The sequence below is a fragment of the Thermodesulfobacteriota bacterium genome (assembly GCA_035325995.1).
Lineage (GTDB): Bacteria > Desulfobacterota_D > UBA1144 > Nemesobacterales > UBA2774 > JADLGH01.
This window is the reverse complement of the sequence record DAOKYU010000007.1, coordinates 95,893-109,780: the sequence shown is the minus strand read 5'-3', so window position 1 is coordinate 109,780 and position 13,888 is coordinate 95,893. Positions and strand designations below refer to the sequence as shown.

Sequence of the window (13,888 nt, the reverse complement as noted above, 5' to 3'; positions counted from 1 at the left end):
AGGGTCATATTATTGCATAATTCAGAGAAAATGAGAGCTAACCCCTTAAGATTGTTCCTCGTGATGTGCTTCGCACTGTGCCTTTCCGCCCCTTCCGGCGCGGAAGAAGCGGGGGTTCTGACCCTCGACGAGGCCATAGCGACGGCCCTCGGAGAGAACCCCGGAATGACGGCCGCCGATGCATCCGTTGAAATTTCCGAGTCCCTCGTGAGGAGCGCGAATTCCGCCTGGTACCCCGAAATTTACACGAGGCTCGTATTCCCCTTCATCGGCAGGGAATCCGGGTTTTTCCTGGACCAGATGATATGGGACTTCGGACGTACTTCGAACCGCGTAAAATCGAGCAAGGCGCAGCTAAGATCTACGAGGTTCGACAGCGAAACGGCAAGGGAAGACCTCATACTCGACACGACCGTTAGTTATTATAGTGTGCTGTCGTGGCAGCATGCGGCCGAAGCCAGGGCGAAGAAGGTCCGGGAATTCGAGGCGCGGCTCGAACGCGCCCAAGGGTTCTTCGACGCGGGGCGGGCGGGCAAGGCCGACGTCACGAAGGCGATGGTCGATCTCGGAAACGCCCGGCTCGAGCTCAACACCGCAGAGAACGAGCTCGAAGCGGCAAAGCAGGGCCTCCTCGACGCAATGGGCGTCGATGGAGGGTTTAACTACACCCTCGTCGACGACCCGACGTACGACAAAGTGGAGATGAATATCGAAAAATCCATAGACACGGCGCTAGCCAACAGGCCGGAGCTCAAGAGCCTGAAGGCCAAAGAGGCCGCGATGAACGCCGACCTCTCGGCCGCCCGGAAGGAATACTTCCCCGTCATATTCGGAAGGACGGCCTACAGGTTCAAGGGCGAGGGAGCGGAAACGCCGGGCTTTATCGCGGGTATAGGGCTCGAGCTCAACATATTCGACGGCTTTAAGAAAAACGCCGGGATACAAAACGCAAGGGCCCAGCTCAGGCGCTCCCGGGCCGAGCTAGAAACGAAAAGAACCGAGGTGGAATCCGAGATAAGAAAGCTCCACAGGGATCTCAGCCTCGCCGAAAAGAATATTTCCGTAACGGAAGAGACAAGGCGATCCTCCGAGGAAACCCTCGCCCTCGCGCGCGAAAGGTACAGGCTCGAAAGGGCGTCCGACGTCGAGCTCGCCGAGGCCGAAGCGCTCTATTCGAACGCGAACGCGGCCTACCTCCAGGCCATATACGACTACAGAATTACCGCTGCAAAGCTCGAAAGGGCTATAAGCGGAGGCGGTGACCTTGATCAATAAAAAAACAATCGCAGTGTTAGTCATACTCCTTGCCGCGGGCGCTTTTATCGTCCCGAGGCTCCTCGACAGCGGGGGCTCGGAGACAACCTTCAGAACGGCCGAGGCGGACAGGGGGGACGTCGTCTCGCTCGTAGCGTCGAACGGCACGGTGAACCCGCTCCTCACTATAGACGTTTCTTCCCGCGTCGCGGGCACGGTTTCGGCCGTCAACGTGGATTTCAACGACCGGGTATCGGCGGGCGACCCGCTCGCCGAGATAGACCCTTCCCTCCTCCGGACGGAGCTCAGGAAGGCCGAGGCCGACACCAAAAAGGCCGAGGCCGAATTCAACATGGCGAGCTCGCTTTACAAGAGCAACAAGGAGCTCTACTCGAAGCGCCTCATCCCCAAAGAGGAATTCGACGACTCGCAATCGAGATACGCGACCGCGCTCGCCGCCTACGAGCAGGCGAAGGTAGCGCTAGACGTGGCCAAAACGAACGCCGAGGGCTCCGTCATCAGGGCGCCCATAGACGGCATGGTCCTTTCGAGAAGCGTCGATCCCGGCGAGTCCGTCACGGCGGACGGGAAAACACTCTTCGTCATATCGAGCGGCCTCGACGAGATGAAGATAGACGCCAGGGTGAGCGAGGCCGACATAGGCAGGGTCTCGGCCGGGCAGAGCGCAAAATTCAGGGTGGACGCCTATCCTAACGATGTGTTCGGAGGCACCGTCACCCAGGTCAGGAACGAACCCGTAGTAACCAATAACGTCGTCACATATAACGTCGTCGTCATGACGAAGAACGATTCGATGAAGCTAAAGCCCGGCATGTCCGCCGAGGTCAGGATAGTCGTATCCGACAGGGAGAATGTCCTCCGCGTGCCTACCGCGGCTCTGAGATTCATCCCCCCGTCCAATGTTCCCGTAAGGGAAAGGCCCGACGAGCTCTCGGGCGACTCTTATGTTTGGGTGGAGCTCGACGGCGGACGCCTCGGGGCCGTCCCCGTAAAGCCGGGCGCGAGCGACGGCGTTTACACGGAGATACTGGAGGGCGGCCTTAAAGAAGGACAGAAGGTTATAGTCGAGGCCGTAACGAAAGGCAAATCCGACGCCGGCTCGTCCCTCCTCCCTCAGCCCAGGAGATTCTGAGGATGAGCGGCAACGGGAAAGTCATAGTCACGCGTGACATACACAAAATCTACTACCTGGGGGACATAGAGGTAAGGGCGCTCCGCGGCGTATCGATAGACATAGCCGGGGGCGAGTTCGTCTCCATAATGGGGGCGTCGGGCTCGGGGAAAAGCACGTTCATGAACATAATAGGCTGCCTCGACAAACCGACGAGGGGGCGGTATTTCCTCGACGGCCAGGAGGTATCGACGCTCTCTCGCGACGAGCTCGCCGAAATCAGGAACCGGAAGATAGGGTTCGTCTTTCAGAGCTTTAACCTCCTCGGGCGGACGTCGGCGCTCGAAAACGTCGAGCTGCCGATGGTGTACAACGACACGCCGCAGAAAATGAGGCGAGAAAAGGCGCTCGCCGCGCTCGAAATGGTGGGGCTCGGCGGCCGCGAGAGGCACCTCCCCTCCCAGCTCTCGGGCGGTCAGCAGCAAAGGGTCGCCATCGCGCGCGCCATGGTCAACGACCCGAGCATAATCCTCGCCGACGAGCCCACGGGAAACCTCGACACCGAGATGAGCGCCGAGATAATGGAGATATTCGTCTCTCTCAACTCGCAGGGGAAAACGATAATCACCATAACGCACGAAAGCGACATCGCCGAATACGCGGCCCGGACCATAGTATTCAAGGACGGAAACGTCTCCGAGGAAAGGCTCAACGACGGCGGGAAATAAAGCCCGGGGTCAAAGAGCCGGAAGATAGACAATGAACATCACCGCAGCGCTTAAGGTATCGTCGAGGGCCATAAGGACAAACAAGGTCCGCTCAATACTCACCACACTCGGCATAATAATCGGCGTCGCGGCCGTCATCTCCCTTGTCGCCCTCACCCAGGGCGCAAACCTCATGATAGAAAGGCAGCTCACCAGCCTCGGCGGGAAATCCCTCATAGTGAACCCCGGCAAGAGGGGCGTAGGGGTCCAGGAGAGCGCCATCACGCTCACGACGGACGACGCGGACGCCATAAGGGATCTTTCGATCGTCAGCCACGTCGCCCCCATGATAGACAACCCCGAGCAGGTCGTATGGGGGAACAGGGACTTCTTCACCATGGTCGTCGGCACCTCACCCGAGTTCGTATTCATTAACGACTGGTACCCCGAAACGGGGGTATTCTTCAACCGTGAAGACGTCGCCGGCGCCGAGAACGTATGCGTCCTCGGGGCGACAGTCGTCTCCAACCTCTTCGGCTATAGAAACCCCGTCGGCGAGACGGTCAGGATCGGAAAGAACTCGTTCAAGGTCATAGGCGTTATGGAAGCCCTCGGCCAGACTACGGGCGGGCGCGACCAAGACGACGTCGTCATAATACCCTACACCACGTTTCAGAAGAGAATCCTCGGCTCTAACAGCCTCGAAACCATATCCGTTTCGGTGAACGCCCCCGGCGACATACCGGCGGCCGAATCCGAGATAAGGCAGCTGCTGAGAGAAAGGCACAACTTGAGGCCCGGCGACGAAGACAACTTCTACCTCCGCTCACAATTCGGAATCATTCAGAGGATATTCAACATCTCGGACATCATGACCGTCCTTCTCGGCAGCATAGCCTCGATATCGCTCATAGTCGGCGGCATAGGCATCATGAACATCATGCTCGTGTCCGTGGGCGAGAGGACGAGAGAAATCGGCATACGAATGGCGGTCGGGGCCAGGCCGAAGGACATAATGGTCCAGTTCCTGATAGAGGCCATACTGCTTTCGCTCACGGGCGGCGTGATAGGAATAGCGGCGGGAATCGCGGGCTCGAAAATCGCGTCGTCGCTTACGGGATGGGAGACCGTAATCTCCCCCGGGTCCGTCCTTTTATCCTTCGGATTCGCCGCCCTTATAGGAATATTCTTCGGTATATATCCCGCGAGAAAGGCCTCCAGGCTCGACCCCATCGAGGCCCTCCGATACGAGTAGCTCCTGCGTCTGGTCCGGCGGACCGCAGCCTGAAACCGGGCCCCGGGCTCAGTAGTAAATGTTTACCGAGCCGCCGCTTCCGACGCCCATATCGTCAATCTCGTCGCCGTTTATATCGTACATCTCGATTATGATAGAGCCGAACAGCGATTCCCCCTCGGGCCCGTTAATGGTCATGTTCGCATCGCCCGTTGTCAGAAAGGCCGGCATGTTCTCCTGCCCGAAGAAGACGTAAACGTGGTTACTCCCGGGCGCGCCGACCGCTATGTCGGCGTTACTGTCTTCGAATATGAGGACGTTCGCCGTATCGCGGTTTCTGACCTGGGCCGACGGTGTAAGGTTCGGAAAGATCGCTACCGCAGAGCCGAACTGCTCTCCGGGCACGGAGCCCGAGAGCTCCGTTTCTATAGTGATCGGATCGCCGTTCTCGAAGGCTTCCCTCAGCACCTGGCCCGAGTAGAGAAAAGCGGCCCCCGTGTCGCCGTTTGCACCGGGCGCGCCGACGACGACGTCCGGCCTGCTGTTGCTGACCTGACCGTTCTCGTTGAATTGCCCGTCGACGTCCCCGTCGCCCGAAATGCTGAATCCGAAGCTGTCCGCGGCGCTGCCCTGCAGGAGAAGCGTATCCGAGGTGGTGTCGGTCGCGAGATTTATGCTGTTGAGGCTATTTTTCCCGCGGAACAGGTACGCCCTTCCGAGCCCTGGCGCGCCTATGCCGAACTCGTCGTAGCTGCTGGAATCTATCCTGCCCAGGACGGCCATGGAGAACCCGAAGAATCCATCCGCCTGCGGTCCCGTGAACGTGGCGTGCGCCACGGACGCCGCCTGGTTCACGCTGGTCTTGCTGAGGTCGGGGCCCTTGAAGACGTATACCTTTCCCGTGGCCGCATTGAAAAACGGCGCTCCCACCATCATGACGCCCCTTCCGTTGAGTATTCCCACGCCGTCCTGGAGCGTCAGCCCGAAATTGTCCCCCTGGTTTTCGCCTTCTATCTCTATGTGCTCGACGCTCCCGTCCGTGAGGTCTACGACGCTCGGGAATTCGAGGCTTCCGAAAACGACGTAAACCTTGCCCCTGCCGTTGTCGAACGCCGGCGCCCCTATCACGAGCTCAAGCGCCCTCGGGTCGCTCTCGAAGTGGGACGCGGTCGCGAGCGCGGCGCCGAAGTCCTGCCCCTCGGGGCCGATGATCGTGACGTCCGCGGTGGATACGTCGATTACCCCGCTTCCGTTCTCAGTAAGGTTGTTCTGTCCGTAAAAGATATACACTCGCCCGAGACACGGGTCGCCTATCGCGTAGTCGTTGATGCTGACGGTAAACCCCTGCTCGTTCGTGGTCCTGTCGCCGTTATAGTTACCGGCGGAGATGCCCGTTCCGAGACAGCTCCCGGGGTCCGAGCTCACATATCTCAGGTTCTGAATCCCGGTCGTTATCGACGTCACGTTTGACGGCTGGGAAGAGCTCCCCACCTCGTCGTTGGTGCGTACCGCGAAGTAATACTCGGTAGACCCCGTTATATCTATCCTTGGCACGAGGAAGATCTCCGGCGAGCCGGCTTTCTCGGGCTGATCGAAGTCCGGCACCTGCGTCGCTATGTCGAAATTATTCCTCACCGTCTCCTCTATCTCTATAAAGGGAACGCCGTCCAGGGATGGAACGCCGAGCAGCTCCTCCACCTCTTCTGTTTCTAAGTATCTCGGGAAGTATATGGTGGCCCTGCCGCTGTTCCCGTTGTCTCCGGGCGCCGTCCAGAGGAGAAGCCTTGCAAGCGTGTCGGAGCTGAGGTCGTCTATGGTACCAGGATGATTTTCGTCGCCGACAGCGCATGCAACCACGAATAAAACCAAGACTAAAACCGAAGCACTGCACCTTCTTTTAAGTACGGATATGAATCCCATATAGCTTTTCCCTCGACCTCGTGATTTTAAAGCATGAATTTTACCGAACCCCCGCCCTATTTCCAACAGAAAACAGCAGAACCCGGGACATAAGGGCCGTCCCCATTGTATCGACCGTGTAAATCCGCCGGGGCACATATAGGGACACCCTCCGGCTATATATAATTTTAACCGATTTGATTGGCGTAAACTCCTGTGGTAATTTCCCTTATCCGAAACCACATCACCCGGAGGGCTTGAGACTTGGCCACCATATATTCAGTCAGGGCGAGAGAGATACTGGATTCGAGGGGGAATCCGACGATAGAAGTGGACGTAAGGTGCGACGACGGGTCCTTCGGGAGGGCCGCCGTCCCCTCGGGCGCATCCACGGGAGAGCACGAGGCCGTGGAGCTCAGGGATGGGGCAAAGGACAGATACCTCGGGAAGGGCGTACAAAAGGCCGTAAACAATGTAAATAAAAAAATCGCTCCCAGGCTCATAGGGCTCGACGCTTCGTCCCAGGGCGAGATAGACCGCCTGATGATAGACCTCGACGGCACTCCGAACAAGTCGAAGCTCGGCGCGAACGCCATACTCGGTGTATCGCTTGCCTCGGCGCGTGCGGCGGCGGATTCCCTCGGCATCCCGCTCTACAGATACCTCGGCGGGATATCCGCCAACACACTTCCCGTCCCGCTGATGAACATAATCAACGGCGGGGCCCACGCCGACAACAACCTCGACTTTCAGGAATTCATGATAGTCCCCGTCGGCTTCGGGAGCTTCTCGGATGCGATAAGGGCCGGGGTCGAGGTATTTCACAACTTAAAAGCCATACTGAAGAAAAAGGGTTATTCCACCTCCGTCGGCGACGAGGGGGGCTTCGCGCCTAACCTGAAGTCGAACGAAGAAGGCGTCGAGTGCATATCCGAAGCGGTTTCCAGGTCCGGCTACAAGCTCGGAAAAGACGTGGCGATCGCGCTCGACGTCGCGTCGAGCGAATTCCTCGAAGACGGCAAGTACAGTGTCGAGGGCAAGAAGCTCGCCAAGGACAAGCTCATAGCGCTTTACGCGGAATGGATTACGAAGTACCCGATCATATCCATCGAAGACCCGCTCGCCGAGGACGACTGGGAGGGCTGGAAGATGATCACGGACGAGCTCGGCGGGAAGGTCCAGCTCGTGGGGGACGACCTCTTCGTAACCAACACGAAACGGCTCGAAAAAGGGATAAAAGAAGGCGTCGGGAATTCCATACTCGTCAAGGTGAACCAGATAGGCTCGCTCACCGAAACCCTCGAGGCCATACGCATGGCGGACAAGGCCGGCTACACTTATATAATATCCCACAGGTCGGGCGAGACGGAAGATTCGACCATAGCGGACATAGCGGTCGCTGCCAACTCCGGGCAGATTAAAACGGGCTCGGCCTCCAGGAGCGACCGCATAGCGAAATACAACCAGCTCCTGAGGATTGAGGAAGAGCTCGGAAGCGAGGCCGTATTCCCGGGGAGAAAGGCGTTCAGGGTATAACCGGGAGCCGTTCGGCCCGGGCCTTGATAAGCCGCAATACGTAATTATTTTAAGGATGTACGTCCCCCGGCGTTCCGGGAGTTACGCAGGGGCCGATTTGAAATGTATAATTTTACTAGTCTGTATCATCCAAGGTAGGGAAAAGACATGGCAGGCAGAACGCTTTTCGATAAGATATGGGAACAGCACGTAGTAGAGGAGCAGGAAGGACAGCCGACGCTCCTTTACATCGATCTTCATCTCGTGCACGAGGTAACATCGCCCCAGGCCTTCGAGGGCCTCAGGCTCTCCGGGCGCAAGGTCAGAAGGCCCGACCTCACCTACGCGACGATGGACCACAACGTACCGACGACAAACAGGGCGCTTCCGATCGAAGACCCGATCTCGGCCCAGCAGATAGACGTCCTCGTCAAGAACTGCGAAGACTTCGGCGTCACCCTCTTCGGCCTCAACATAAACAGCGATATGCAGGGCATCGTGCACGTCATCGGCCCCGAGCTCGGCCTCACGAAGCCGGGTCTGACGATAGTCTGCGGCGACAGCCACACCTCTACCCACGGCGCCTTCGGCGCGCTCGCCTTCGGCATAGGGACGAGCGAGGTCGAGCACGTCCTGGCGACCCAGTGTCTCAGGCAGACCCGTCCCAAGGAATTTGAGGTCAGGATCGAGGGCAAAAGGGGCTACGGCGTAACCGCAAAGGACATAATACTCAGCATCATCGGCCATATAGGCACGGCGGGAGCGACGGGAACCGTCGTCGAATACAGGGGCCAGGCGATCGAAGACCTGACGGTGGAAGAGAGAATGACCATCTGCAACATGTCCATCGAGGCCGGGGCCCGCGCGGGCATGATAGCCCCCGACGAAAAGACGTTCGAATATATCAGGGGGCGGAGATACGCCCCCAAGGGCCCGGACTACGACGCCGCCGTCCAGAGCTGGAAAGAGCTAAGGACGGATGAAGGCGCGAGATTCGACAAGAGCATAATCCTCGACGCCGGCAGCATGGCGCCCCAGGTAAGCTGGGGGACAAACCCCGGCATGGTTATCGACATCACGGGACGCGTGCCCGATCCCGACGCCATGGACGACGAGAACAACCGGAAGGCTACGATAAGCGCCCTCGAATACATGGGCCTCGAGCCGAACACCCCTATAGAGGACATAAAACTGGACAGGGTTTTCATAGGCTCGTGCACCAATTCCCGCATACAGGACCTCACAGAAGCTGCGAAAGTTGTAAAGGGAAAGAAGGTCGCGTCTACGGTAAAAGCAATGGTCGTTCCCGGCTCACAGCTCGTGAAGCTCCAGGCGGAAAAGCTCGGCCTCGACAGGATATTCAAGGAGGCCGGGTTCGAGTGGAGGGAATCGGGATGCAGCATGTGCCTAGGCATGAACCCCGACATCCTCGAGCCGGGCGAGAGATGCGCCAGCACCTCCAACAGGAACTTCGAGGGACGGCAGGGCAAGGGCGGGAGAACCCACCTCGTAAGCCCTCAGATGGCTGCGGCGGCGGCGATAGAAGGCCGTTTCGTCGACATCAGGGACTGGGACCTCGACAGGGAACTCTAATAACGATAGAAAAGAAGGAGCAACAATCATGGAGCCGCTCGTAAAAATAACCGGGGTAGTAGCCCCTCTCGACAGGATGAACGTCGATACGGACCAGATAATACCGAAACAGTTCTTAAAGAGGATCGAAAGGACGGGCTTCGGGGAATTCCTCTTTTTCGACTGGAGATACCTCGAAGACGGCTCGCTCAATTCCGATTTCGAGCTCAACCAGCCGCACCTCGCCGGCGCCAGCATACTCCTCGCCGGGCAGAACTTCGGGAGCGGAAGCTCACGCGAGCACGCTCCGTGGGCGCTCCGCGAATACGGCTTCAGGGTGATCATCGCCCCCTCCTTCGCCGATATCTTCTATAACAACTGCTTCAAAAATTCCATTCTGCCCATAGCTCTACCCGAGGCGGACGTGAAGAAGCTCTTCGAGAAGACGGCGGCGAAAAGGGGCTACTCGCTTACCGTCGACCTCCCGACGCAAACCATCTCCGACGGCGAAGGGCTCAGCATCGGCTTCGACATAGACCCGTTTAAAAAGAAGACCCTTCTCGAAGGGCTGGACGACATATCCCTCACGCTCAGGAGCGAGGACTCGATAGAGAAGTACGAAGAAAAAATGGCCAGGGAAAGGGCGTGGGCCATTCCTTCGCAGCCCCACTGACCGGCCGGCACATTATTTCCCCCGGAAAAAAAAGCTCAGGAGAATTGAGAGAACGATGCTCACGATTACGGACGTCGCGAGCGGGAAATAGAACGACACGCCGGCCTTTTTGAAGTAAAAATCCCCGGGCAGCTTGCCTATGAAAGGCAGCTTCGGCGCGATCAGCATGAGGACGCCGACGGCAGTCAGAACGACGCCGGCCATGATCACTATCTTTCCCGGACCCTGAATTTCCATATCGATACCCCGGCCGTAGGGCCGTCCATAAATTATATCCTGTCCGGCCCGAAACGCCGAACCGGGGCGGTTTCTGGCGCTTCGGTTCGGGCAAAAACCCCCGCCGATTTTAGACAAATAGATATTCTCCTTGTAGAATATAAACATTTGGCATAGAATTTGAATGGGGTTATTGTTTTTAATAGTCAGGGTCAAGCATGAGCACTAATTTAAGCCAGACTACGTCCCAGAGACAGGTCCTTCAGCAGCGCCTGATTCTTACCCAGGAGCTTCAGCTCTTCCTAAAGCTCATACAGATGACGACGCTCGAGCTCAAGGATTACCTCGAAGAGCAGCTCATCGAAAACCCCACACTCGAAGAGAACGACGAGCCGTCCGACAAAACCGAAAGCGACTCCGGCGAAGAGGATTTCGACCTCGGGAGCCTCGGCGGGGAAAGGCTTCTCGGCGGTGACGACGACATGCCCCATTATTCGTCGAGAGAGCTCGACGGCGGCGGCGAGGACGAGCAGCCCTGGGAGAGCCGGGTCACGTCGGCCGACTCCCTCAACGACCACCTCAGATGGCAGCTCGAAGTATCCGACCTCCTGCCCGGGGAAAAGCAAATCGCATCTGTCATAATCGGCAACACGAACGAGGACGGATATCTCGAAATAGACGTGGACGAAATACTGGAGCTCTATCTCCAGGAGCACGGCGCGGACTCTGCGGCCTCCAACGGGGACGGCCCCGACGGCGGCGCTGCGGGCTCACTCGACCTCGGCGAGCTGAGGAGCGAGATAGAAGAAGTCCTTGCCGTAATCCAGACGACGTTCGACCCGACGGGAGCCTGCTCCCGGAGCCTCGGGGAATGCCTCAGGATCCAGGCGCTCGACCTCGGATACAAAGAAGACGGGCTCGAAATCAGGATAATCGACGGCTACCTCGAAGAGCTCGAAGACACCGACATTCAGAAAATGGCCGCGGGCCTAGGATGCACGCCCGGAGAAGTGAAAGAAGCCCTGTCCGTCATATCCTCGCTCGAACCCAGGCCGGGGAGGCCCTTTTACCAGAAGGACACCGAGAAGTACATCGTCCCCGATTTTTACGTGTACAAGATAGGGAACGAGCTTCAGGTCCAGCTCAACAGGGACTTCCCGAAGGTTAGGATAAGCAGCTATTACAGATCGCTTTTAAAGAAAGAGAAGAGCCTCCCCCCCGAAGCGAAACAGTTCATAAAGGAAAAGATAGAGGCCGCCCAGAGGATAATGAAGTGCCTCGACGAAAGGGAGGCCGCCGTAAAGAAAATAATCTCGAAGATAGTCGAGGTGCAAAGGGATTTCTTCGAGCACGGTAAGGACTATATAAAGCCGCTTATCCTGAAGGACGTCGCACAGTCGGTCGGCGTCCACGAATCGACGGTCAGCCGCATCACCAGCAGGCGCTATATACAGACGCCTCAGGGGACCATAGAGCTCAAATCACTCTTTTCGAGGAAAATCGAGACCTCTCACGGAAAGGAAATTTCCTACGAGAGGGTAAAATCCATGATAAGAGAAATAGTCGCCGACGAGCTTCCCGGCAGCCCCTACTCCGACGAGGACATCTCGAAGATCCTCGAGAGGAAAAATGTGAAAGTAGCGCGAAGGACTGTTGCAAAGTACAGAAAAGCACTTAAAATACCTTCATCTTCAGCAAGAGCAGGAGCAAAAAAGCGAGATGAAAGTAACGGTAACTACTAGACACCTGGCAGACAACCTGAACCCCGAAAAGCTCAAGGCCTACGCACTTAAAAAATCCAAAAGAATTGAGAAATACCTTAAATCCGACGAAGAGTCGACCGTGAAATTCGTTCTCTGGACCGAAAAGTTCAGGGACAACGCCGAAATCACGATAAACAGCAAGGTACTTAAAACGGCGAGCACGTTCGAAACGACCGAGATGCTCGCGGCCATAGACGGCGCAGTCGACACCATAATAGCCAAGCTGAAAAAAGAAACAGATAAGAAGATTACGGCCAAAAGAAGGGTCTCGCCCAGAACCCTGGGCGAAGCATCGCCAGCGGCCGAATCTCCCGAGAGGAGCACGGCCGACATATCCGGCGTCAAGGTCCGCAAGCTTTCGCGAAAGCTCATGACGGTCGAGGAAGCTTTTCTCCAGCTGAGCGCGTCCGGGGAAAGCGTGGTCGCTTTCCGCAACAGCGCAACCAGTGACATGAACGTGCTTTACGTAGACAACGACGGGCAAATCACACTCGTCGAGCCCTGAGCCGGGCGGCGACGCAATGAAACTATCAGACGTTCTGGAAAAAAAAGCGGTAATCCCCGACCTCAGGGCGGAGTCCAAGCCCGAGGTCATCAGCGAGCTTGCCGGAACCATATCCGAAGTATATCCGAACATAAACGACGAAAGGCTGGTCGAGGTGCTCATGGAGCGCGAGAAGCTCTGCAGCACTGCGGTCGATTCCGGAGTGGCCATCCCCCACGCCAAGCTGAGCGGGCTCACGAGCACGATAGCCGCTTTCGGAAGGAGCGAAAAAGGGGTAGATTTCGATTCCCTCGACACCAAGCCGACACACCTCTTCATAGCGCTCATAGCGCCGGAACACTCGTCGGGCACGCACATACAGCTCCTCGCCCGCATCTCGAAGATATTCCGTAACGCAGATCTCAGGTCGAGGCTGATGAAATCCGAGAGCCGCGACGAAATATACGAGATGATAATTCTGGAAGATGCTAAACTCTGACACGGTAAACGCTCTCCGGGTAGGAGAGCTCCTTAAAAGCTGGGGGGAGAAGCTCGAAATAGATATACTCACCGGCGAAAAGGGTCTCCGGCGCGTCATATCCTCCGACAGGATACAAAAGCCCGGGCTCAAGCTCCTCGACGCCGACCTCAAGCTCGACAAAGGCACCGTCCAGATACTCGGGAAGACCGAGATCGCCTACTTCGACAGATTAACCGCGGCCGAGAAAAAGAACGTCACCGAGAGCCTCATGTCCCAGGACGTCCCCTGCTTTATAGTCACGCGCGACCTCACGCCCGACGAAAAATTCCTCGAGGCGTGCGAAAAGCACCGCATCCCCCTCTTCTCGACTAAGCTCTACACCGGGAAGCTGATTTCCATGCTCCAGGAAATACTGGAGGTGCGCCTCGCCCCCTTCGCCACCGCACACGGGGTCCTCATGGACATACACAGGCTCGGTGTTCTCCTCCTCGGGAAAAGCGGCATAGGCAAAAGCGAATGCGCCCTTGACTTAATACTGAGAGGTTCTAAACTCATTTCAGACGACATAGTCGAAATAAGAAAAGTCGGGCCCGAGCGCCTCGTCGGAAACGGGCCCGAGCGCATAAAACACCTCATGGAGATAAGGGGTGTGGGTATAATTAACATAAAAGACCTGTTCGGGACTACATCGGTTATGGAGAAGAGGGAGATAGACATGGTAATTGAGCTCGTTCAATGGAATCCCGATACCGAATACGACAGGCTTGGAATCGAAACGAGTACCTATAACATACTCGGCATCGACCTCCCCCATCTCGTAATCCCGGTAAGCCCCGGCAGAAACACGTCCACTATAATAGAAGTCGCAGCCAGAAATCAATTATTAAAGCAGAGCGGAGGCCGCCCTGTTCAATTGTTCGACAACTGACGCGCGGCTGTCTTTTTTACTGACCATAAG

13 protein-coding genes are annotated in these 13,888 nt (G+C 57.1%); 11 read left to right on the top strand and 2 right to left on the bottom strand.

Annotation, left to right across the window (positions count from 1 at the left end; translation table 11 throughout):
• Positions 1–30: 30 nt before the first annotated feature.
• Genes PKC29_10725 through PKC29_10710 form a run of 4 tightly spaced genes read left to right on the top strand, consistent with a single transcriptional unit; the run spans position 31 to position 4,348 of the window.
• Complete coding sequence (locus PKC29_10725; GenBank protein ID HML95891.1) at positions 31–1,275, top strand: TolC family protein; 1,245 nt, start codon at positions 31–33, stop codon at positions 1,273–1,275.
• Complete coding sequence (locus PKC29_10720; protein ID HML95890.1) at positions 1,265–2,407, top strand: efflux RND transporter periplasmic adaptor subunit; 1,143 nt, start codon at positions 1,265–1,267, stop codon at positions 2,405–2,407. The genes PKC29_10725 and PKC29_10720 overlap by 11 nt, the downstream gene beginning before the upstream one ends.
• Positions 2,408–2,409: 2 nt before the next feature.
• Positions 2,410–3,114, top strand: coding sequence for an ABC transporter ATP-binding protein (locus PKC29_10715; GenBank protein ID HML95889.1), 705 nt, complete (start codon positions 2,410–2,412; stop codon positions 3,112–3,114).
• A gap of 31 nt (positions 3,115–3,145) precedes the next feature.
• Positions 3,146–4,348, top strand: coding sequence for an ABC transporter permease (locus PKC29_10710; GenBank protein ID HML95888.1), 1,203 nt, complete (start codon positions 3,146–3,148; stop codon positions 4,346–4,348).
• Between the two features lie 48 nt (positions 4,349–4,396).
• Here the strand turns inward: PKC29_10710 and PKC29_10705 are convergent, their stop codons facing one another.
• Positions 4,397–6,247 (bottom strand): hypothetical protein, encoded by a 1,851-nt coding sequence (locus PKC29_10705; protein HML95887.1) that lies wholly within the window; start codon positions 6,245–6,247, stop codon positions 4,397–4,399.
• Positions 6,248–6,490: 243 nt separating this feature from the next.
• Between PKC29_10705 and eno the strand changes: the two genes are divergently transcribed.
• The 3 genes from eno (at position 6,491) to leuD (ending at position 9,986) form a co-directional block, all read left to right on the top strand.
• A complete protein-coding gene (gene eno / locus PKC29_10700; protein HML95886.1) occupies positions 6,491–7,762 on the top strand; it encodes a phosphopyruvate hydratase in 1,272 nt (423 codons plus the stop codon).
• Positions 7,763–7,909: 147 nt separating this feature from the next.
• The gene (gene leuC, locus PKC29_10695) at positions 7,910–9,334 is read left to right on the top strand and encodes a 3-isopropylmalate dehydratase large subunit (GenBank protein ID HML95885.1); all 1,425 of its coding nucleotides are present in this window, start codon (positions 7,910–7,912) and stop codon (positions 9,332–9,334) included.
• Positions 9,335–9,362: 28 nt separating this feature from the next.
• Positions 9,363–9,986: a 3-isopropylmalate dehydratase small subunit gene (gene leuD / locus PKC29_10690; GenBank protein ID HML95884.1), complete on the top strand. Its 624-nt coding sequence runs from the start codon at positions 9,363–9,365 to the stop codon at positions 9,984–9,986.
• A gap of 12 nt (positions 9,987–9,998) precedes the next feature.
• Here leuD and PKC29_10685 read toward each other — a convergent pair whose 3' ends face one another.
• On the bottom strand, positions 9,999–10,223 hold the full coding sequence (locus PKC29_10685; GenBank protein HML95883.1) for a DUF2905 domain-containing protein: 225 nt from the start codon (positions 10,221–10,223) through the stop codon (positions 9,999–10,001).
• Positions 10,224–10,420: 197 nt separating this feature from the next.
• On the opposite strand from PKC29_10685, the gene rpoN reads away from it, so the two are divergent.
• From rpoN to hprK, 4 genes are read left to right on the top strand one after another with little or no spacing between them, the layout of a single operon-like run.
• Positions 10,421–11,944: an RNA polymerase factor sigma-54 gene (gene rpoN, locus PKC29_10680; protein ID HML95882.1), complete on the top strand. Its 1,524-nt coding sequence runs from the start codon at positions 10,421–10,423 to the stop codon at positions 11,942–11,944.
• Positions 11,922–12,470 (top strand): HPF/RaiA family ribosome-associated protein, encoded by a 549-nt coding sequence (locus tag PKC29_10675; GenBank protein HML95881.1) that lies wholly within the window; start codon positions 11,922–11,924, stop codon positions 12,468–12,470. The genes rpoN and PKC29_10675 overlap by 23 nt, the downstream gene beginning before the upstream one ends.
• Before the next feature lie 16 nt (positions 12,471–12,486).
• Positions 12,487–12,948, top strand: a complete 462-nt coding sequence (locus PKC29_10670; GenBank protein ID HML95880.1) for a PTS sugar transporter subunit IIA — start codon at positions 12,487–12,489, stop codon at positions 12,946–12,948.
• Positions 12,935–13,858, top strand: coding sequence for an HPr(Ser) kinase/phosphatase (gene hprK, locus PKC29_10665; GenBank protein ID HML95879.1), 924 nt, complete (start codon positions 12,935–12,937; stop codon positions 13,856–13,858). The genes PKC29_10670 and hprK overlap by 14 nt, the downstream gene beginning before the upstream one ends.
• Positions 13,859–13,888: the final 30 nt, after the last annotated feature.